The organism is Sphingomonas sp. BL-S-25, from assembly GCF_055521555.1.
The window spans coordinates 3251053-3271379 of record NZ_CM145486.1 but is presented as its reverse complement, the minus strand read 5'-3'; the positions used below and the strand labels follow the sequence as shown (position 1 = coordinate 3271379).

Here is a 20327-nt window from a genome sequence, read left to right as displayed (position 1 = left end):
CCGCCGCGCATCCCCCTCAACCGGTTCGCGACAGAAGGTGGCACCAGACCTGCCGACGCTGCCGAAAGCCGAGCGACTCATAGAGGCCGATCGCGCCGGCATTATCGGCATAGCTGTGGAGGAACGGCGTCTCGCCGCGATCGAGGATCGCCTGCGCCATCCGGCGGAGCAGCGCGCCGGCATAGCCCCGGCCGCGATGATCCGGATGGGTGCATACGCCGCTGACCTCGGTGAAGCCGGGCATCCGCATCCGCTCCCCCGCCATCGCCACCAGCCGGCCGTCCAGCTTTACCCCGATGAACCCGCCCAGCCGGTGGGTGCGGCGGTTATACGGTCCGGGCTGGGTCAGGCGGGCAAGCGCGAACATCGCCTCGGCATCGGCATCGCCCAGCTCGACGATCTCGAATCCGGGCTGCGGCGCCGCGGTCAGGCTATCCGCGACCATCTGGGCGAGCAGCGCCTCGCGCTCGACCCGGCTGCCCGGCAGCGGCGGCAAATGCTCGGCCTCGACGCGCCACAGAACGCCCGTGTCCGGCAACAGGCGGCGCATCGCATCCAGGCTTTCGGGCGACTGGTCGCGCGATGCCACGAACAGGCCATAGTCGTCGGCAAGCCTCAGCGCGCGGTCATCGCCCTCGGCCAATGCAGCCCAACCGCTGGTCAGCGCGTTCCAGACGGGACGGTCGAGGATATGGGTCATGCATCCCGCGCTAGCGCGGGGTGCGGCCCGAAGGCCAGCCCCGGAACGGAGATGGAATGGTCATGCTGCTGATTTCGATGCTGATGCTGGGCTTGACGGGTGCCGGTCCGCGCTATGACCTGGATTGCCACCGCTGGACGAAGAGTGGCGACGAGATCATCGTCACCCGCAAGTGCGCCGCGAAGGCGGCGGACGGCACGATTAAGGTCGACCGCGCGGTGCTGAAGGATCTGCGTTACGATCCGCGCACCGGACTTGCCGAGGTGGGGACCGATGGCTGGTATTATGTCCGGCGCGACGGCCGGTCGGCACCGGTGATGACCTGGGACAATATGGCCGACCCGTTTCAGAGCGGCCTGGCAAGGTCGCAGCGCGGCGGCAAGATCGGTTATATCGATACAAGCCTGAGGCTGGCCATCCCCGCGCAGTTCGACGGCGCGCTTCCATTCCGCGACGGCCGCGCGACGGTGTGTTTCGGTTGTACGGTCGTACAGGATGGCGAACATGCCCGGTACGAGGGCGGCCGCTGGACCTGTATCGACACCAAGGGGCGCGAGCAGCCGCCCACCGCGATGCTGAACAGCGGCTATCCCAATTGCAGCTGACCGCGACGCTGGCGCCCCGCGCGCCAGCCTGCCAGAAAGCGGCATGCCGACCGCTCTCGTCTATATCCTTGCCGCGCTTGCCGAGATCGGCGGCTGCTTCGCCTTCTGGGCGTGGCTGAGGCTGGGCAAGTCGCCGCTGTGGATCGCGCCCGGGCTGGTCTCGCTCGCGCTGTTCGCCTGGCTGCTGACGCTGGTGCCGACCGACGCTGCGGGGCGCGCCTATGCCGCCTATGGCGGGGTCTATATCGCGATGTCGCTGCTGTGGCTGTGGGCGGTCGAGGGCGCGCGGCCCGATCGCTGGGACCTGGGCGGGGTCGCGCTGTGCCTTGCGGGGGCGGCGATCATCCTGCTGGCGCCGCATCGCGGCTGACCACGAACTCGCCGCGATCGCGCTGGCATCCTTCGATCATCGCGCTATCGTGCCCGCCCCCGACCGGCGCCCCAAGACGCGCCGGCATTGTTTCGCCTGAAGGAGCCCCCCGATGTCCCAGCCGTCCGTACCCACTTCCGGTCTCGAACTGCGCTCGACGATCACTTCCGACGGCCAGCTGAAGCTCGACCTGACCGAGGTTCCGATCCGCCCGCTCGAATCGGGCGAAGTGCTGGTCCGGATCGAGGCCGCGCCGATCAACCCGTCCGACCTGTTCCTGCTGACCGGCCCGGCCGACCTGTCGAGCGCGACGGGGGGTGGCAGCGTCGATCGCCCGACCCTGACCGCCACGGTCGCGCCGCAGCGGCTGGCCGCGGTTACTGCGCGGCTCGACCAGTCGATGCCGGTCGGAAACGAGGGCGCCGGCACGGTGATCGCCGCGGGTGACGGCGGCGAGGCGCTGCTCGGCAAGCGGGTGGCGGTGATCGGCGGCGCGATGTGGGCCGAATATCGCATCGCCCGGCTGCAGGAATGCCTGCTCCTGCCCGACGACACGACCCCGGCCGAGGGTGCGTCCGCCTTCGTCAATCCGCTGACCGCGCTCGCGATGGTCGAGACGCTGCGCGCCGAAGGCCATGCCGCGCTGGTTCATACCGCGGCCGCGTCGAACCTCGGCCAGATGCTCAACCGCGTGTGCATCGCCGACGGCGTCAAGCTGGTGAACATCGTGCGCAGCGATGCCCAGGCCGCGATCCTGCGCGACATCGGCGCCACCTATATTCTCGACAGCACCAAGGACGATTTCGACGCGAAGCTGGTCGATGCGTTGGCCGAGACCGGCGCGACGCTGGCGTTCGACGCGATCGGCGGCGGCACGCTGGCCAACCGCATCCTGCGCGCGATGGAAGTCGCCGAGCAGCGCAAGATGGATGCCTATAACCGCTATGGGTCTAACACCCACAAGCAGGTCTATATCTATGGCGCGCTCGACCTGGGCCCGACGCATCTCGACCGCAATTACGGCTTCGCCTGGGGCGTGGGCGGATTCCTGCTGACCCCGTTCCTGCAAAAGGCAGGCGCGGAGACCGCCAAGCGGATGCGCGACCGGGTGCGCGCGGAGATCAAGACGACCTTCGCCAGCCGCTACACCGCGACGATCTCGCTGCGCGACGCGCTCGATCCGACCACGCTGCTCGCCTATTCGCGCAAGGCGACCGGCGAGAAGTTCCTGATCGATCCCACGCGGTGAGGCGAACGATGCTGCCTGTCGCGGTTGCCGCCCTTCCCTGCCCCGGCTATCGAGCCTGCCCATGAAGCTCATCATCGGCAACAAGGCCTATTCGTCCTGGTCGCTGCGCGGCTGGCTCGCCTGCAGGCAGTCGGGAATCGCGTTCGAGGAAGTGGTCGTCCCGCTCTACGACCAGAATTGGGACAAGCGCCGCGAGGGGGACGAATTCGCCCCCTCGTCGGGCAAGGTTCCGATCCTGTGGGACGGCGATGCCGTGGTGTGGGACAGCCTGGCGATCATCGAGCATCTGAACGAGAAGACCGGCAACAGCCGCTTCTGGCCGACGGATCCGGCGGCGCGCGCGATGGCGCGGTCGATGGCGGCGGAGATGCACTCCAGCTTCGCCGCGCTGCGCCGCAAGCACAGCATGAACATCCGCCAGAGCTATCCGGCGAAGCAACCCGATCCCGACGTGCTGCAGGATATCGGCCGGATCATGGAGCTGTGGGCGCAGGCGCGTGCCCGTTATGGCGGCGAGGGCGACTTCCTGTTCGGCGATTTCGGCGCGGCGGACATCATGTTCGCGCCGGTCGTCACCCGCTTCATCACCTATTCGCTGCCCGTCGCCCGCTTCGCCCCCGCCTATATGAATGCGGTGATCCAGCACCCCTTCATGCAGGACTGGATCGCCGGCGCGCAGGAAGAGGATTGGGTGATCGAGAAATTCGAGATGGAACCGACCGACTGACGGTACGGCAGCGCATTCAGAACGCGCTGCCGTCCTTCCGGCGAAAGCCGGTCCCCTCGAACAGGTGCATGTCGATATCGGGATAGTGGCAGTCGGTCGCGCTCGGCCGGCCGATCGCCACGAAGACACAGTCGGCGGTGCTGCGGTTCTGGAGCACATGACCGTTGCCGTCATTCTTGCGGAACGCGGCGATGTCGCCGGCCCGCATCACCGTTTCCCCATCCTCGTCGACCAGCACCGCCTCTCCGGCGATCATGACGACCAGCTCGTCCTCACCCTCGTGCCAGTGGCGCTGCGACGACCAGGCGCCGGGTTTCAGCGTGACATGGCTTGCCCCGAAATCCTCGATGCCGGTCGCGGGCGCCAGACGGCGGTACCAGCGCCCCTGAACCGGCGCGGCATGTTCGGGCGGATAACCGGTGGCATTGGTCTGCGGGACCGAATCGAGGTCCAGCTTCGGCATGTCAGGCGGCGCACCGGCCGGCGATCGCGGTCAGCTCGCCCAGATGCATGTCGGCCGCAGCCTTGACGTCCGCCGGGGTCGCCGCCTTCGCATGGCGCTTGCGGATCGCGGCGTTGCGCGTCCGGTCCGCCTCCAGATCGCGGGCAATCCGTCCGCGGGCGTCATTGTCATAGCGCGGCGCGCGCCCCTTGGACGTCGCCTTCGCATCCTCGTCGAGCAAGGCAAGCGCGTTGGTGACGACCTTGTCGAGCCGATCGGCGACCGCGCGGCAGACACCGGGCGCCGGTGGCGGCTCGGCCGGCGCCGCCTGCTTGCCCTGTTGAACGGGGGCCGTCGCCAGTGCGAGGGCCAGGCTGAACAGCATTCGATCGATCTCCACTGCCCGCCGATACGCGCGGGATTGTAACATGGGCCGCGCATCTGCAATGCGGGGCGGCCCAGGAGGATATCTTGCCCGATCCGATCCAACTTACCAAGGCGCTGATTGCCGCCGAAAGCGTGACCCCGGCGACCGGCACGGTGTTCGACGTCCTCGAACAGGCACTGCTGCCGCTGGGCTTTCGCGTCGAGCGATTCCTGGAAGGCGAAGCACCCGACGGCCCGGTCGAGAATCTGCTCGCGGTGCGCGGCAGCGGCGGGCCGCATTTTGCCTTTGCCGGCCATCTCGACGTGGTGCCGCCCGGCCAGGGTTGGACGAGCAATCCGTTCGGGCCCGAGCTGCGCGACGGTCTGCTCTATGGCCGCGGCGCGGTCGACATGAAGGGATCGATCGCCGCCTTCGTCGCCGCAGTCGCGGGGCATGACGCGCCCGGCACGATCAGCCTGGTCATCACCGGCGACGAGGAAGGCCCCGCCACCTATGGCACGCCGACGCTGATCGAGCATATGCGCGCCCGCGACCTGATCCCCGATCTGTGCCTGGTCGGCGAGCCGAGCTCGGCACAGCGGCTGGGCGACACGATCAAGATCGGGCGCCGCGGATCGACGGTGATCTGGATCGATGTGCCCGGGCGCCAGGGCCATGTCGCCTATCCGCACCTTGCCGACAATCCGATCCCGCGGCTGGTCCGCGCGCTCAAGGAGATCGACGACATCGTGCTCGACGAGGGGACCGACTGGTTCCAGCCGTCGAACATCGAGCCGACCGACATGACGGTGGGCAATCCGGCGGGCAATGTCATTCCCGGCCATGCCAGCGCGCGACTGAGCATCCGCTTCAACGACCTCCACCGCGGCGCCGACCTGGTCGAGCGCGTCCGCGAGATCGTGCTGCGCCACGCGCCGAGCGCGGTCGTCAAGGGAACCGTCTATGGCGAGGCGTTCCTGACCGAACCCGGCGCTTTCTCCCAGCTGATCCAGGATTCGGCGGAGGCGATGCTGGGCATCCGGCCCGAATTGTCGACCTCGGGCGGAACGTCGGATGCGCGCTTCCTGTCGAAACTCTGCCCCGTGGTCGAGTTCGGCCTGATCAACGCGACGATGCACAAGCTGGACGAGGCAGTCGCGATCGAGGATCTGGAAGCGCTGACGCGCACCTATGCCGAGATCCTGAGGCGCGTCTTCGCCTAGAGGCAGGGCGCATCGGCCTTTCGAGTGGGTCTATTCACACCAGCTGAAGTAGTTGCACGTTCGGCGGGCTGGAAGATCTCGCCGAGCCTACCGATCAACCTCCACAGACGCTGACGGTACGTTCGCCCGCCTAGCGCAGCATGGCCTTGAGGGGAGAAGGCCTTTTCAATGCGATCAAAGTCGGGGCTGTCAGTTCTCGATTTACCGCATCGTGGAAACTCGTGCATTCTTCAGATCTTGAAAATCAAAGGTTCATCATCAGCATTCCTTTAAGGATTTGGCCTAACGGCGATTTATGCACTACGGGGGGAAATCGGTGAAAGTTGCGCATATGCTGGCGGTGGGGCTCGCGCTCTGCAGTTGCTCGCCAGCACCTTCACCGGCTGCTCGATATGATGAGCTGATCAAGTGCGAAATGGTAGTGTTGGTCGTAGCGAACTTTCATCCATCTCTCGGAGATGAAGATCGCGCGGCGCTGCGCACGAAGCTGAACGACCTGAGCAAGTCCGTATTGTCTGAAGCCGCTTCGCTCAAGAAGACGGCGCAGGAAGTAGGGGTCGATCAACGGCGCATCCTCGATACGCTTCGAGGGCGTGTCCAAAGCTCCGCAGCAGATGCGGAAGCGGAAGCGATGGTCAAGGAAGCGACGGCCTGTAACGGCTAGGCAGTCGGTTGACCTTGGCTGGCCTCCATCTCGGACGCGGACGGCCCGCCCCGTGATCGCCGCAGCCCGTGGTATAGGGCCTGCCTTCTACACATCACAGGGGCGACGCTGTCAGAGCCGCTCGGTTGTGACAGCAGAACGGTTGGCGGCTTTGGGCCCATCTCGTTCCAAGCCGGTTCGAAATGACACTTTTCTCTGACGATCACGATAGACGGGCGACATCGAGCATGGAGTGTTGAGCTAGCAGCTCGAACAAGGATGGCGGCCATCAATATTCAACGTGCCTGCGTCCATGAACGATCATCTCATGACCGAGGACTCACTAGAGCGCTTTTTCAACGCGGAAATCTAGGCGCTGTTGACAAAGTTAGGCAACCACCTGCGGATAGCGGCAAGATTGAGGAAACTGGCGAACGACAGCGCGGTTTTGTCGTAGCGGGTGGCGATGCGGCGTTGATGCTTGAGGTGGCCGAACATGCGCTCGATGCGGTGACGGTCTCGGTATCGACGGAAGTCGCAGGCGATGTGTTCGCGCCGGTTGGCCTTTGGCGGGATGATCGGCAGGATGCCGCGCATCAACAGGTTCGCCCGGACCGCATCGCCGTCATACCCTTTATCGGCCAGCAGCGCCTTGGGCTTGTCGACAGGCAACGCCATGAGGTCATCGACAGCGCTATAATCCGATGCCTCCCCGCCAGTCAGGATGAAGCCAAGAGGGCGTCCCTGATTGTCACAACGGGCGTGGACTTTGCACGTAAAGCCGCCGCGTGATCGACCAAAAGCCTCCTTATGAGTCCCCCTTTAGCGCCCGCTGCCGAAACATGGCCGCGAACCGTGGTGCTGTCGATCATGTGCTGCCAGTCGTCGGTCAGCCCGAACTCGACCAGCGTGGCCAGCATCGCATCCCAGACGCCTTGTTCCGCCCAACGCCGGAACCGCACATAGACCGAGTTCCACTTGCCGTAGCGCTCGTGCATGTCGCGCCAGGGGCAGCCAACCCGCAGTACATGCAGCATCCCGTTTAGAAATCGCCGATTGTCATGGGCAGGGCGCGCCTTTCGGCCTCGCTCGGACGGCAGCAGCCCTTCGAGCACCGACCATTCCTCGTCCGTCAGATCGCCACGCGCCATCGCCGCCCCCTGCAAAGAGCAGCCTTGAATCAGAGATCAGGTCGTTTGGGAATCCACTTTGTCAACACGACCTAGGTCATTATTTGGAGGCAAAGCTATAAAGCGATGCATCAAAATGGCCTGGCCGTTTCAAGCGGTCAAATGCTGCATGTCTGCGACCGGTCCTCTCACGACGTGAAGATATAGGTGTCACGACCGGACGGTTGTGCACCGTTGAGGTTTGCCGCGTTCTATTAGATTAGAAGGCGCCGCCAGGCGGGCGCGGTCGGCGCAGGACGATGTAGAGGGCGCCATTGCCGCCGTGGCGCGGATGCGCGCCGCGCACGGCGGCGATGCGGTCGTGGAAGCGCGATCCAGCGAGCCAGTCGCCGACCGCCGCCCGGATCGCGCCGCGGCGATGCGGGCGCTCCGATTCGGGTCCGGGCGGGTTGCCGGTGATCAGCAGCAGGACGCGGTCGCCCCTGCCCAGCGCAATCTCCAGCCCGCGATCGAGCCGGTCATAGGCGGAGGCGAGGCTATGGCCGTGCAGGTCGACCGAGCTTTCGGGCGACACGAGACCGCGCGACAGGCGGCGATCCCAGGACGCGTCGAGCGTCGCCGATGCCGCCGGGACGCGCGCGGGCTTTGGCGGGACGACGGGAGGGGGCGCAGCCTTTGGCAACGGCAGCTTCCTGGCCTTGGCTGGCTTGGGCAGCGGCGGTCCGGTCTCGATCGGCGCGGGCGGCGCATGGGTCGCCACCGGGCGCGGCGGCGTCATCGGCCGGACGCTGGCGATCACCTTGCGCCACAGCGCCGCTTCCTCGGGCGCGAGCTTGCGCCCGTTTCGGCTCACCTCACTGGCCGCAGTTGAGGCGGGCCAGCGTGCCGACCGGCAGCAACAGCCACGCGGTGCCGCGCGAATTCATGCCGCCCGCGATCGCGCGGGCCTCATCGCCGGCGCCCCAGAAGGTGTCGAAGCGGTTCGATCCCTTGATCGCGCCGCCCGTATCCTGCGCTACCCACAGGCCGGTCGCCTCGGCACGGTCCATCGACAGGAACACCGGCGCGCCCAGCGGCGTGAAGGCAGGATCGGTGGCGACGCTGGCAAGGCCGGTGACCGGCAGGCCCATCGCGCCCAGCGGTCCGGCACCCTTCAGCTCCTGGAAGAACACGAAGCTCTTATTCTCGTTCATGATCGCGCGTCCCTCCTCGGGATTGGCGCGAAGCCAGGCCATGATGCCCTGCATCGACGCCTGGCCGGGGGCGAGCAGGTTGCGGTCGCGCATCAGCTTGCCAATGCCGGTATAGTCGCGGCCATTCTGGCCAGCGAAGCCGATCCGCATCACCCCGCCATCGGGCAGGCGCAGACGGCCCGAGCCCTGGACCTCGAGGAAGAACATCTCGACCGGGTCGGCTGCCCAGGCGATGATCGGCGCAGTGTCGCGGATCGCACCAGCCTCGATCTGCGCGCGTTCATAATAGGGGACGAAGGTCTTGCCCTCGACCCGGCCGCGGATCTTGCGGCCCTTCAACGAGTCGGCGAACTGGCCCAGATCGACTTCGGACAGGTCGCTGGGCTTGGCATAGACCGGGACGTCATAGCCGGGCCGGCGGTCGCGCGATCCGGCGATCTCGGGCTCGTAATAGCCGGTCGCGTGCGCCTTGCCGTCGCCGACCTGCACGGCTTCGAAATAGGTCTTGAAAAAGCTCAGCGAATCGCCGGTCCAGCCCTTCGCCGCGGCGCAGCTCTCGGCCCAGTCGGTCCCGCGCGTCAGCCCGGAGGCATCGGTGCGCTTCTGCAGCGCGTTACAGCTGATGCGATAGGCAGCAAGCGCGCGCTCGGCGCCGGCGAAGGTGATCGGCAGGTCGGCAACCGGCGGACCGGCGAGCACGCCGGCCTGGATGCCGGTCTTCGCGGTGGCCGGCGGGGTTGCCGGCGCAGGGGTCATCGGAGTCGCGGGAACCGGCTGATAGACGGGCGGATCAACGCGCGGCGGCGCGGGCGTTCCGGGCGTCACCGGCGCGCCGGGGCTGCCGATCCCGCTTGCCGAACAGCCGCTGAGCAGCACCACCGCCAGGGTGGCCCCGATTGCACGCATTCCCGACCCCCCTCGTCTTCGCCGATCAGGCGTCGTCGGTCTCGACCAGCTTCCAGTTGGGGTCTTCGCTGCGCAGGCTGCGCGCAAAGGTCCAGACCTCGTGCGTCTCGACCGCGTCGGTCAGGGAGCCGGCAATCACATTGCCGTCGCTGTCGCGGGTGACCGACGCGATATCGGCATCGAAGCGGACGGCGATCCGCGCCACGCGATTCTCGACCGCGGCGGCGACGATCGCGGCACGCTCGATCGAGACCAGGCGATTCTCGAGCACATGGCCCGCGGCCGCCCGCTCGGCGATCGCGGCGGAAAAGCCCTCGCGGACCTCGTCATCGACCAACCAGCCCAGCGTTTCCTCGTCGCCCTTCCAATAGGCTTCGAGGATCATGCGATAGGCTGCCTTCGATCCTTCGAGGAACTGGGCGACATCGAAGCTCGAATCGGCAGCGATCACGGAGCGCAGACCCGCTTCGGCACCCTGATCGATATTGCGGCTGCCGGGCTCGCGCACTTCGGGCACCGCCTCGACCGTCTGGCGCATCGGCGGGATCGGCGCGCGGTCCTCCGCAGCCTTGGGCAAGGGCTGTTCGTGCCCGGTACGCTTGCCGAGCACTGCGTACAGGCGCAGCGCCAAGAAAGCCGCCACACACGCGAACAGAATGATTGAAGTCACCTTGCCTCCGAAAAGCTCGTTACCCGTTACATAGGCGCAAGCGCCCCGTCTTTCAAATCGGCGCCGTGCCATCCACCCACGGGCCCGTTGAACTGCTGCGACGCCCCTGCTAGGCGCGGCGCTCGCATCAACGCGCGGCGTGCGCGAAACTATCCGGACGAAAAGGGAAATATCTGATGGCCGAGCCCGAATTTGGCGAGCCCGTTGCAAATGGCGAAGACACGGCACCCGCAGTCGGCGTCCTGTCGCAATATGTGAAGGACCTCTCGTTCGAGAATCCCAACGCTCCGGCCATCTATCAGGTCCAGTCGCCCAACCCGGCGGTCGATATCCAGTTCAATATTGGCCAGGGCCAGGTCGGCGAGGAAGTCTATGAGGTCGTCCTCAAGATCGATGCACGCTGCAGCTTCGGCGATCAGGTCGCCTATGTCGTCGACCTGAGCTTCGCTGGCCTGTTCGGCCTGCGCAACATCCCGGCCGACCAGGTCGACCCGTTCCTGCTGGGCGAAGCGCCCCGCATCCTGTTCCCCTTCGCCCGCCGCGTGCTGGCCGACGCCGTCCGCGACGGCGGCTTCCCGCCGCTGATGCTCGAGCCGATCGATTTCGGCGGCCTGTATCTGCAGCGCCTCGAGCAGCAGGCTGCCCTGGCAGCCCAGGAAACCGCCGGAGAGGCCTGAGCCTTCCGGTTGCGGGGACGGTGGCGCGTGCGTTCGCCGTCCCTCGTTCCGAACTCCCCATGACGAGAGCCGCATGAACCTTGCGAAAACCCTGGGTTCGGTCGGTGGGCTGACCCTCGTCAGCCGTGTCCTCGCGCTGGTGCGCGACTCGCTCCAGGCGACCTTTGTCGGCGCAGGCTTCGCATCGGACGCCTTCCTCGTCGCCTTCCGCCTGCCCAACATGTTCCGCGCGCTGTTCGCCGAAGGGGCGTTCTCGGCCGCGTTCATCCCGATGTTCAACAAGCGGGTGGCCGAGGGTGGCGGCCCATCGGCGGGCTATCTCTTTGCCGAACGCGCGCTGTCGGTGCTGTTCCCGATCCTGGTCGTCTTCACCGTCGTGATGCTGATCGCCGCCTGGCCGGTCACCTGGGCATTGTCGGGCGGGTTCAACGATCCCACGCCCGAACAATTCGCCTTCGCCGTCACCCTGTCGCGGATCACCATTCCCTATCTCGCGCTGATCAGCCTGGTGTCGCTGCTGGGCGGGATCCTCAACTCGCTCAACCGCTTCTGGGTCAATGCCGCCGCGCCGATCCTGCTCAACGTGGCGATGATCGCGGGCCTGCTCTTCTTTCACGGCGCCGATCCGTACGAGACCGCGCGGGTCCAGGCGATCTCGGTTACCGCGGGCGGCGTGTTGCAGCTTGCCTGGCTGGTGTTCGCCTGCCGCAGTGCGGGCGTGCGGCTGCGGCTGCGCATGCCCAAGGTCGACGACGATGTCCGTCACCTGATGAAGCTGATGCTCCCCGCCGCGCTGGGCGCCGGCGCGACGCAGATCAATCTGCTGGTCTCGACCGCGCTCGCCGGATCGATGCTCGAAGCAGGGTCGATCTCGTACATCTATTATGCCGACCGGCTGAATCAGCTGCCGCTCGGCCTGATCGGCATCGGCCTCGGCACCATCCTGCTGCCGACGCTGTCGCGCCTGCTGGCGAGCGGCAAGCAGGACGAGGCGATGGAAACGCAGAATCGCGGGATCGAGCTGGCGCTATTCCTGACACTGCCGGCGATGGCGGCGCTGATGATCTCGGCCGAGCCGATCATCCGCGGCCTGTTCCAGCACGGCGCCTTCACCGCCGAGGACACGGTGAAATGCGCCTGGGCGCTCGCCGCCTTCTCGATCGGCCTGCCTGCCTATGTCCTCGTGAAGGTGCTGACGCCCGGCTATTATGCGCGCGAGGATACGAAGACGCCGGTGCGCTATGCGACGATCTCGATCGGCGTGAACCTGGTCGGCAATCTGATCCTGATCCCCTGGATCGGCCATGTCGGCCCGCCGCTCGCCACCGCGCTCGCCGCGCTGGTCAATGTCGCCTTGCTCTATGCCACGCTGCGCAAGCGCGGGCATTTCGCCGCGGACAGCCGCCTGGTCCGCCGCCTGCCGCGGCTGGCGCTGGCGGCGGTGCTGATGGGCGCCGCGCTGTTCGGGCTCGACCGGCTGCTCGATCCCTATCTGACCGGCACCTTCCTCATCCGCTCGCTCGCGCTCGGCGTGCTTGTCGCGGGCGGCACGGCAATCTACGGCATCGCCTGCTTCGTGACGCGCGCCTTCACGATCGGCGACCTCAAGTCGCTGATGCGCAAGCGCGGGGCCAAGGCCTAGTTCAACCAGGAAAACTTCATGCGCATCCTTTCGGGCATTCAGACCACCGGCAATCTGCACCTCGGCAATTATCTGGGGGCGATCAAGCAGTGGGTCGCGATGCAGGACGAGATGGAAGCGCAGGGCAGCGAGTGCCTGTTCTTCCTGGCCGATCTCCACGCGCTGACGGGTACCGTCACGCCGCAGGAGCTGGCCAATTCGACGATCGAGATGGCGGCGACCCTGCTGGCCGCCGGAATCGACGACCGCTCGATCCTGTTCAACCAGGCGCGCGTTCCCGCCCATGCGGAATTGTGCTGGATCCTGCAGGGGACCGCGCGGATGGGCTGGCTGAACCGCATGACGCAGTGGAAGGACAAGGCGGGAAAGAATCGCGACGGCGCCAGCGTCGGGCTGTTCACCTATCCGGTGCTGCAGGCGGCCGATATCCTGGTCTATCAGGCGACGCATGTTCCGGTGGGCGAGGACCAGAAGCAGCATCTGGAGCTGACCCGCGACGTGGCGACCAAGTTCAACCAGGATTTCGGCGTCGAGCTGTTCCCCCTGCCCGAGCCGCTGATCAGCAAGGCGGCGCCGCGGATCATGAGCCTGCGCGACGGCGGGGCGAAGATGTCCAAGTCCGACCCGTCCGACCTGTCGCGGATCAACCTGATCGACAGCGACGACACGATCGTCGCCAAGCTTCGCAAGGCGAAGACCGATGCCGAGCCGTTGCCCGACTCGTTCGACGCGCTGGCCGAGCGGGCCGAGGCGCGCAACCTGGTCACGATCTTCGCCGCGCTGTCCGATCGCACGCCGCAGTCGGTGGTCGAGGAATTTGCCGGCCAGGGCTTCGGCGCGTTCAAGCCGGCGCTGGCCGACCTGGCGGTGTCGATCCTGAGCCCGATCCGCACGCGGCTGGTCGAGTTGTTGAACGATCGTACAGCAGTGGGTGCCGAGCTCGCCAAGGGTGCGGCCAAGGCGCAGGCGCTGGCGGCGCCGACGCTGAGGGCGGCGCAGCAGGCAGTGGGGCTGCAGGTCTGATGCGCGGCGCGGCACTTGCCCTGGCGGCGGCGTTCGCTGCGATCGCCTCTCCGGTGGCGGCGCAGGATGGCGCTGCCCCCTCGGAAGCAGCGCGGCCGGACGCTCGGCGGGCGGTGCTGATCTTCACCCGGACGGCCGCCTTTCGCCATGACAGCATCCCGGACGCGGTCCGCGCGCTGACCCAGCTTGCCGAAAAGCGCGGCTGGCGGGCGGTGGCGTCCGAGGACAGCGCGGTCTTCACCCCCGAATCGCTGGCGCAGTTCGACGTCATCGTGTTCGCAAGCGCCACCGGCGACCTGCTGTCGGCCGATCAGCGCAAGGCGTTCGAGGCCTGGCTGGCGGCGGGGCATGGCTTTGTCGCGCTGCACGGCGCCGGCGACGGCAGCCATCCCGACTGGTATTCGCGGATGATCGGCACCGGTGCCTATACCGGGCATCCCGGCGGCGCCGACCAGTTCCAGACCGGCGACCTGATCCTGCTCGACCGCAGCCACCCGGCGACCCGACACTTGCCGCGGCGCTGGCGCTGGACCGAGGAATATTATGCCTATGCCAGCCCGCCGCGCGCCGACGCGCATATCCTGGCGCGGCTGGACGAGACCGGCATGCGGTTCGAGCCGAAGCAGGTGATGGGCGACAGGCATGCGCTGATCTGGTGGCGGTGCGAGGGGCGCGGACGGATCTTCTATTCCGCGCTCGGCCATCGCCCCGAAACCTGGCGCGACCCGGCGCATGTGCGGATGCTCGACGGGGCGATCGCCTGGGCAGGCCGCAAGGCTGGCAAGGGGTGCGATACACGCTGATCCAGGTCCAACCGTCCGGACGACGACGTGAGTCGGGGTTCGGCAGCGACCCAGTTCACGCCTCAAATTCCCGGCATTCCAGCGAGATGTCCGTCAATATGGACACGATCCAGGAAGACAATGCGCCAGGAATCACGTGTACTGTCCGGTATCGCGGGGGGGATATCGGAGGACAGCATGCGCCGTAAACTCAGCTTTTCACTAGCACTTGCCGCAGCGATCAGCGGCCAGACCTTGTTCACCCAGTCCGTCCAGGCCCAGGACCTGTTCTGCTCACGCAGCTCGGATGCGGCCTGCTCGACCTATGCGAGCGCCGGCTTTGCCAGCTATGCGGACTGCATCAACTTTCACGTCGAATATTGCGCGGCCATCGCCGAGGGCGGCGGGTGCTATTACGACCCGAGGCAGGGCTACACGATCTGCTTCTGAGTCCTAGATGGCGCCGGTCCTCCTGACGAGGACCGGCGGCCAGGCTCAGGCGTTTTCGAGCTGGCGCATCAGGGTGCGGACCGCGCTGTCGATTTCCATGTCCTTGCCGCGCAGATCCTCGATCCGGCGGACGGCGTGGATCACGGTCGAATGGTCGCGATTGCCGAACTTCCGGCCGATCTCGGGCAGCGAGCGGGTGGTGAGCCGCTTGGCCAGATACATGGCGATCTGACGCGGACGGGCGATCGCCACGGCGCGGCGCTCGGAGATCAGGTCGATCTGCTTGACCTCGAAATGGCTCGACACCGCGCGCTGGATCTCGTCGATCGTGATCCGGCGCTGCGTGGCGCGAAGCACCTCGCCCAGCGTCTGGGTCGCGAAGTCGATCGTGATCGGCTCGGCATTCAGCTGGGCATAGGCGACGAGGCGGTTCAGCGCGCCTTCCAGCTCGCGAACGTTCGAGGTGATGCGGGCGGCGAGCAACTCGACGACGTCGGCCGGCATCGCAACCTGCGGCATGTCCTTCAGCTTCGCCATCAGGATCGCACGGCGCAGGTCGAGCTGCGGCTGCTGGATGTCGGCGACCAAGCCCGAGCCCAGGCGGCTGACCAGCCGCGGCTCGAAACCCTCGAGCGCCTGGGGCGCGCGGTCGGCGGCAACCACCAGCCGCTTGCCGGCGCCCATGAACTCGTTGACCGTGTGGAAGAACTCTTCCTGGGTCGCGTCCTTGCCGCCGATGAACTGAAGATCGTCGATCATCAGCAGGTCGACCGAGCGCAGCCGGGTCTTGAACGCGTGGGTGTCGCGAGCGCGTAGCGCCTGAACGAATTCGAACATGAAGCGCTCGGCCGGCATATAGATCGCCGTGGCGCCCGGGTTCGCCGCCAGGAAGGCCTGGCCGATCGCGTTCATCAGGTGGGTCTTGCCCTGCCCGGTGCCCGAATGAAGATAGAGCGGGCTGAACAGCGGATTGCCCGCGCCGGCCAGCGTCAGCGAGGCGTTGAACGCGACGCGATTCGTAGTGTCGACGACGAAGCGATCGAAGCTGAAGCGCGGATCGAAGGCCGGGCGCTCGCCGACCGCGACCGGCGCTGCGGCCAGCACCGGAGCCTCGGCGGTCAGGACGCGCTTGGCCTGCTCCTCGATCGCCTCGACGGTGACGCTGACCACGTCGGGCAGCACCGCGCGGAATTCGAGCAGGAGACGCTCACCATAATGGTTGCGCACCCACTGCGCCATGAAGGCGGACGGCAGGCCCAGGCGGACGATCTCGGCCGTGCTCTCGTCGACCAGTTCGACCGGCTTCAGCCACTGGTCGAACAGCCGCTGGCCGGCCGAGCGGCGCAGATTGGCGCGGACATGGGCCCAGGCCTTCGCAACCGCGATGGTGTCGTTCGTTTCCAAGGCTCGCACTTCCGCCATTTGTTTCGCCACCCCTCCTGACCGCGGAGCATCTTGCCCCCTCCGCGTTCGATCCGTTGCGGGCACAAGCAATCCCATTGCCGGAATCACTTCCGACGTGGGATGCTCGAAACTCGCTATGACCCCGGTGCAGTACGCCGCCGGGAGGGTCGTTCTAGGCGGCTTTTTTTGAGTCGCACAAGGCCGCGGCCTGTAAAGATTCTGAAATAGATCGCTTGACTCGCCGAACCCTAGGAAATCCGTCCAACTATTTAATAAGCACTTGAATCGTAACGATTATATACGATCATCTGCGCATTATGGCAGGTTAGTGACAGACCGAATCGCGGTGTTTCCGTGACTTAGCGAGGATCGCTGCGATTCGCGGCCGAAGTAGCTGCAAGAAGACGCAAAAAACCCGCCGGGCGCGCGCCCGACGGGTATTTTGTTACGGTAAAGTGACGCTTAAGCGAGCGCTTGGACGCGCTTGTTCAGGCGCGAATACTTCCGCGAAGCCGTGTTCTTGTGGAACACGCCCTTGGCAACGCCGCGGGCCAGTTCGGGCTGGACGATGGCGAGCGCGGCGGTCGCCGCAGCCTTGTCGCCGGCGTCCAGGGCGCTCTCGACCTTCTTCACATAGGTCCGGATGCGGCTGACACGCGCACCGTTGATCTCTGCGCGGCGGTCGTTACGCCGGATACGCTTCTTCGCTTGCGGCGTATTCGCCATGCCGTCTGGTTCCTGCTCTATCTAAGAAAGGCACGGACCAAGCCCATGCCGGGAAAGGCGAGCCCCTTAGCGTCTGAGACGATTCGGGTCAACCATCTGCGTCGCTACTTCTGGCACCTGGGGCAACAGAAGGTCGAACGCCCGCCGTCCACGCGCCTTTCCACCTTTCCGCCGCAACCGCAAGCCTGGCCCTCTCGCCCATATACCTGCCAGTCCTTGGCGAAATAGCCGAGTTCGCCGTCGGGGCGGGCATAGTCGCGCAGCGTCGATCCGCCGGCGCGGATCGCCGCCTCCAGCACCCCTCGCACCGCGTCGACCAGCTTCGCCAGTCGCGCCTTGCTCACCTGTCCCGCCGGCCGGGTCGGCGCGATCCGCGCCATGTACAGCGCCTCGCACACATAGATGTTGCCCAGCCCGGCGACGAGTCGCTGGTCGAGCAGCAGCTGCTTGATCGGGGCGATGCGCCCCTCGAACCGCGCCGCGAGATGCGCGGCGGTGAAGTCGGGACCCAGCGGCTCCGGCCCCAGCGCCAGAAAGGGTGGCCATTCGCCCAGTCGGTCGGTCGGCACCAGATCGACCGAGCCGAAGCGGCGCGGGTCGTTGAGCGCCAGCCGGTGGTGTGCGGTCTCGAGGATCAGGTGATCATGCGCCTGCGCATCGGCGGGATCGATTCGCCAGCGGCCCGACATGCCGAGATGGAAGATCATCGTGTCGCCGCGATCAGTCGCGATCAGCCCATATTTGGCGCGCCGCCCCAGGCCGGTGACGCGCGCACCGGTCAGCCGCTGGCCGAGTCCCTCGGGAAAGGGACGGCGCAGGTCGGCGCGATTGAGGATGACGCGGACGATCTGCTCGCCCTCCAGCACGGGGGCGAGACCGCGGACGGTCGTCTCGACTTCGGGAAGTTCGGGCATTGCCGCGCGGATATAGGTGCGTGGACAGCTTTCCGTCACCCCGGCGGCTCAATTGGCTTTGCACCCCTGCCCCGCCTCGCTAGAGCAGCGCCATGTCCGACACCGTCTCCTTCGGCTACGAAGACGTCGCCCCCGAGGAAAAGACCGCACGCGTTCGCGGCGTCTTTTCCAATGTCGCCTCCAAATACGACCTCATGAACGACGCGATGTCGGGCGGTCTGCACCGGTTGTGGAAGGATCGCTTCGTGCGCCGCGTGAAGCCGCGCAAGGGCGAGCATATCCTCGACATGGCCGGCGGCACCGGCGACATCGCCTTTCGCATGGTCGACAGCGAGGCGCACATCACCGTCGCCGACATCAACCCGGAAATGCTGGCGGTCGGCATGGAGCGCGCCGCCAAGCGCGGGCTGGACGGGCTGGTGTGGACCGAGGCCAATGCCGAGACGCTGCAGTTCCCGGACCGGTTCTTCGATGCCTATACGATCGCGTTCGGCATCCGCAACGTGACCGACATTCCCAAGGCGCTGCGCGAGGCGCACCGCGTGCTCAAGCGCGGCGGCCGCTTCTTCTGCCTAGAATTCTCGACCACCCAGTGGCCGGGATTCGGCGAGGTCTATGACGCCTATTCGCACCATCTGGTGCCCAAGCTGGGCCAGGCGCTGGCCGGCGATGCCGACAGCTATCGCTATCTGATCGAATCAATCCGCCGCTTCCCGCCGATGCCCGAGTTCGAGCGGATGATCGGCGAGGCCGGTTTCGTGCAGACGAAGGTCGAGCCGCTGCTGGGCGGTCTGGTCGCGATCCACAGCGGCTGGAAGATTTGATGTCCTCCCTCTCTTCTCCCCTCCCGCTTGCGGGAGGGGTCGGGGGAGGGCCTGTCCTGTCCCCCTTGGGTTACACGCCCTCCCCTAGCCCCTCCTGCAAGCGGGAGGGGAATTGATGACCGCACCGGCAATCCATCTCTGGCGCCTGCTCAAATGGGGCAGGATCGTCGCGCGGCATGGCGCGCTGCGCGGGATCGAGCGCGACCCGAACACGCCGCGCCCGGTGCGCCGCCTCGCGCGCATCGCGCGGTTCGGCGCGCGCATCCCGAAAGTGCCGCATTATGCCGATGCCTTTCAAGAGATCGGCCCGCCCGCGATCAAGCTGGGCCAGACGCTGGCGACCCGCCCCGACCTGGTCGGCGAGGAAGCCGCGCTCGACCTGATGCGGCTGCAGGATGCGCTGCCCCCGGTTCCGTTCGAGACGATTCGCGAACGCATCCACGCCAGCCTGGGCCGGCCGCTTGAAACCTTGTTCTCCGAGATCGAGGAGCAGCCGATCGGCGCCGCGTCGATCGCGCAGGTGCACCGCGCGGTGACGACCGATGGGCGGCGGGTCGCGATCAAGGTGTTGCGTCCGGGAATCGAGACCGAATTCGCCAAGGCGATCGATACCTATGAATGGGCGGCCGCGCAGGTCGAGGCGATGGGCGGCGAAGCGGCACGACTGCGCCCGCGGCTGATCATCGAGACGTTCAAGCGCTGGACCGCGCGCGAACTGGACCTGCGCCGCGAGGGTGCCTCGGCCTCCGAGCTGGCCGAGAACATGACCGCCGAGCCGGATTATTATATCCCGCAGATCGACTGGCAGCGCACCACCGGCAAGGTGCTGACGCTGGAGTGGATCGACGGGATCAAGCTGCGCGACCGCGAGGCGCTGGTCGCCGCCGGCCACGACATGCATGCGCTGGCGGAGCGGCTGATCCGCGCCTTCCTGCGCCAGGCGATTTCCGACGGCTTCTTCCATGCCGACATGCACCAGGGCAATTTGTTCGCCCTGCCCGACGGCCGCATCGCCGCGATCGATTTCGGCATCATGGGCCGGATCGACCGCCGCGCCCGCGTGTGGCTGGCGGAAATCCTCTACGGCCTGATCACCGGCAATTATCGCCGCGTCGCCGAGATCCACTTCGAGGCGGGCTATGTGCCGCCGCATCACAATGTCGCCGAGTTCGCCACGGCGCTGCGCGCGGTCGGCGAGCCGATGCGCGGCCTGCCGGTGAAGGAGATGTCGGTCGGGTCGATGCTCGACGGGCTGTTCAACATCACCCGCGACTTCGACATGCAGACCCAGCCGCATCTGCTGTTGCTGCAAAAGACGATGGTGATGGTCGAGGGCGTCGCGCGCACGCTCGATCCCGACATCAACCTGTGGGAATCGGCGGCACCGTTCATCCGCGAATGGATCCGCACCGAGCTCGGCCCCGAGGCGAAGGTCGCCGACCGGCTGATCGAGGATTTCCAGACGCTGGCCCGCCTGCCCCAGCTGATCCGCAACATCGAGGCGCGCTATCCCACGCCGGGCGGCGCGCCGCCCGCGCCACCGCTGCGCGAGATCGAGCGGATCCGCGTGATCGGCGGCTGGCGCTATATGGCAGTGGCGATCCTGAGCGCGGCGATGACTGCGGCGGTAACCGTCTGGGCACTGGGGTAACCGGGTAGA

The 20327-nt window shown here is 66.6% G+C and carries 22 protein-coding genes and 1 pseudogene; 13 read left to right on the top strand and 10 right to left on the bottom strand.

Translation table 11 applies throughout. From position 1 onward, the window contains the following. Nucleotides 1-16: 16 nt before the first annotated feature. Nucleotides 17-700 carry a GNAT family N-acetyltransferase gene (locus tag ACZ1H8_RS15825; protein ID WP_465178140.1) on the bottom strand — a complete coding sequence of 228 codons (684 nt, stop codon included), beginning with the start codon at nt 698-700 and terminating at the stop codon, nt 17-19. A 62-nt stretch (nt 701-762) separates the two neighbouring features. Between ACZ1H8_RS15825 and ACZ1H8_RS15820 the strand changes: the two genes are divergently transcribed. The 4 genes from ACZ1H8_RS15820 to ACZ1H8_RS15805 all read left to right on the top strand — a co-directional run bounded on the left by ACZ1H8_RS15820 (nt 763) and on the right by ACZ1H8_RS15805 (nt 3651). Continuing rightward, entirely contained in the window at nt 763-1305 is a 543-nt protein-coding gene (locus tag ACZ1H8_RS15820) for a WG repeat-containing protein (protein WP_465178139.1), read from the top strand. A 43-nt stretch (nt 1306-1348) separates the two neighbouring features. Continuing rightward, entirely contained in the window at nt 1349-1675 is a 327-nt protein-coding gene (locus ACZ1H8_RS15815; RefSeq protein WP_465178138.1) for a YnfA family protein, read from the top strand. A 112-nt stretch (nt 1676-1787) separates the two neighbouring features. Beyond that, entirely contained in the window at nt 1788-2924 is a 1137-nt protein-coding gene (locus ACZ1H8_RS15810) for a zinc-binding dehydrogenase (RefSeq protein ID WP_465178137.1), read from the top strand. A 61-nt stretch (nt 2925-2985) separates the two neighbouring features. Beyond that, on the top strand, nt 2986-3651 hold the full coding sequence (locus tag ACZ1H8_RS15805; RefSeq protein WP_465178136.1) for a glutathione S-transferase family protein: 666 nt from the start codon (nt 2986-2988) through the stop codon (nt 3649-3651). Between the two features lie 16 nt (nt 3652-3667). Here the strand turns inward: ACZ1H8_RS15805 and ACZ1H8_RS15800 are convergent, their stop codons facing one another. Beyond that, the gene (locus tag ACZ1H8_RS15800) at nt 3668-4114 is read right to left on the bottom strand and encodes a cupin domain-containing protein (RefSeq protein WP_465178135.1); all 447 of its coding nucleotides are present in this window, start codon (nt 4112-4114) and stop codon (nt 3668-3670) included. A gap of 1 nt (nt 4115) precedes the next feature. Further along, nucleotides 4116-4478: a hypothetical protein gene (locus tag ACZ1H8_RS15795; protein ID WP_465178133.1), complete on the bottom strand. Its 363-nt coding sequence runs from the start codon at nt 4476-4478 to the stop codon at nt 4116-4118. 86 nt (nt 4479-4564) lie between these two features. Here ACZ1H8_RS15795 and dapE point away from each other — a divergent pair, with 86 nt between their 5' ends. Further along, nucleotides 4565-5683, top strand: coding sequence for a succinyl-diaminopimelate desuccinylase (gene dapE, locus ACZ1H8_RS15790; RefSeq protein WP_465178132.1), 1119 nt, complete (start codon nt 4565-4567; stop codon nt 5681-5683). A gap of 316 nt (nt 5684-5999) precedes the next feature. After that, complete coding sequence (locus tag ACZ1H8_RS15785) at nt 6000-6347, top strand: hypothetical protein (RefSeq protein WP_465178131.1); 348 nt, start codon at nt 6000-6002, stop codon at nt 6345-6347. Nucleotides 6348-6695: 348 nt separating this feature from the next. On the opposite strand, the pseudogene ACZ1H8_RS15780 reads toward ACZ1H8_RS15785, so the two are convergent. The 4 genes and pseudogenes from ACZ1H8_RS15780 to ACZ1H8_RS15765 form a co-directional block, all read right to left on the bottom strand. Then, nucleotides 6696-7477, bottom strand: a pseudogene (locus ACZ1H8_RS15780) (IS5 family transposase). Between the two features lie 238 nt (nt 7478-7715). Then, a complete protein-coding gene (locus ACZ1H8_RS15775) occupies nt 7716-8309 on the bottom strand; it encodes a Smr/MutS family protein (protein ID WP_465178130.1) in 594 nt (197 codons plus the stop codon). A 1-nt stretch (nt 8310) separates the two neighbouring features. Beyond that, nucleotides 8311-9555, bottom strand: a complete 1245-nt coding sequence (gene mltA, locus ACZ1H8_RS15770; protein WP_465178129.1) for a murein transglycosylase A — start codon at nt 9553-9555, stop codon at nt 8311-8313. A 25-nt stretch (nt 9556-9580) separates the two neighbouring features. After that, nucleotides 9581-10225 carry a Tim44/TimA family putative adaptor protein gene (locus ACZ1H8_RS15765; RefSeq protein WP_465178128.1) on the bottom strand — a complete coding sequence of 215 codons (645 nt, stop codon included), beginning with the start codon at nt 10223-10225 and terminating at the stop codon, nt 9581-9583. 176 nt (nt 10226-10401) lie between these two features. Here ACZ1H8_RS15765 and secB point away from each other — a divergent pair, with 176 nt between their 5' ends. The 5 genes from secB (at nt 10402) to ACZ1H8_RS15740 (ending at nt 14799) form a co-directional block, all read left to right on the top strand. Continuing rightward, on the top strand, nt 10402-10902 hold the full coding sequence (gene secB / locus ACZ1H8_RS15760; RefSeq protein ID WP_465178127.1) for a protein-export chaperone SecB: 501 nt from the start codon (nt 10402-10404) through the stop codon (nt 10900-10902). Nucleotides 10903-10975: 73 nt separating this feature from the next. Continuing rightward, nucleotides 10976-12544, top strand: a complete 1569-nt coding sequence (gene murJ / locus ACZ1H8_RS15755) for a murein biosynthesis integral membrane protein MurJ (protein ID WP_465178126.1) — start codon at nt 10976-10978, stop codon at nt 12542-12544. An 18-nt stretch (nt 12545-12562) separates the two neighbouring features. Beyond that, nucleotides 12563-13567, top strand: a complete 1005-nt coding sequence (trpS, locus tag ACZ1H8_RS15750) for a tryptophan--tRNA ligase (protein WP_465178125.1) — start codon at nt 12563-12565, stop codon at nt 13565-13567. After that, entirely contained in the window at nt 13567-14370 is an 804-nt protein-coding gene (locus tag ACZ1H8_RS15745) for a ThuA domain-containing protein (RefSeq protein ID WP_465178124.1), read from the top strand. The genes trpS and ACZ1H8_RS15745 overlap by 1 nt, the downstream gene beginning before the upstream one ends. Nucleotides 14371-14547: 177 nt before the next feature. Beyond that, nucleotides 14548-14799: a hypothetical protein gene (locus ACZ1H8_RS15740; protein WP_465178123.1), complete on the top strand. Its 252-nt coding sequence runs from the start codon at nt 14548-14550 to the stop codon at nt 14797-14799. 45 nt (nt 14800-14844) lie between these two features. On the opposite strand, the gene dnaA is transcribed toward ACZ1H8_RS15740, so the two are convergent. The 3 genes from dnaA to mutM all read right to left on the bottom strand — a co-directional run bounded on the left by dnaA (nt 14845) and on the right by mutM (nt 17843). Beyond that, on the bottom strand, nt 14845-16221 hold the full coding sequence (dnaA, locus tag ACZ1H8_RS15735; RefSeq protein ID WP_465178121.1) for a chromosomal replication initiator protein DnaA: 1377 nt from the start codon (nt 16219-16221) through the stop codon (nt 14845-14847). A 444-nt stretch (nt 16222-16665) separates the two neighbouring features. Continuing rightward, a complete protein-coding gene (gene rpsT, locus ACZ1H8_RS15730; RefSeq protein ID WP_346246574.1) occupies nt 16666-16929 on the bottom strand; it encodes a 30S ribosomal protein S20 in 264 nt (87 codons plus the stop codon). Nucleotides 16930-17033: 104 nt separating this feature from the next. Then, nucleotides 17034-17843, bottom strand: a complete 810-nt coding sequence (mutM, locus tag ACZ1H8_RS15725; protein WP_465181409.1) for a bifunctional DNA-formamidopyrimidine glycosylase/DNA-(apurinic or apyrimidinic site) lyase — start codon at nt 17841-17843, stop codon at nt 17034-17036. 92 nt (nt 17844-17935) lie between these two features. On the opposite strand from mutM, the gene ACZ1H8_RS15720 reads away from it, so the two are divergent. Beyond that, nucleotides 17936-18667, top strand: coding sequence for a class I SAM-dependent methyltransferase (locus ACZ1H8_RS15720; RefSeq protein ID WP_465178120.1), 732 nt, complete (start codon nt 17936-17938; stop codon nt 18665-18667). 115 nt (nt 18668-18782) lie between these two features. Next, on the top strand, nt 18783-20318 hold the full coding sequence (gene ubiB, locus ACZ1H8_RS15715; protein ID WP_465178119.1) for a 2-polyprenylphenol 6-hydroxylase: 1536 nt from the start codon (nt 18783-18785) through the stop codon (nt 20316-20318). Nucleotides 20319-20327: the final 9 nt, after the last annotated feature.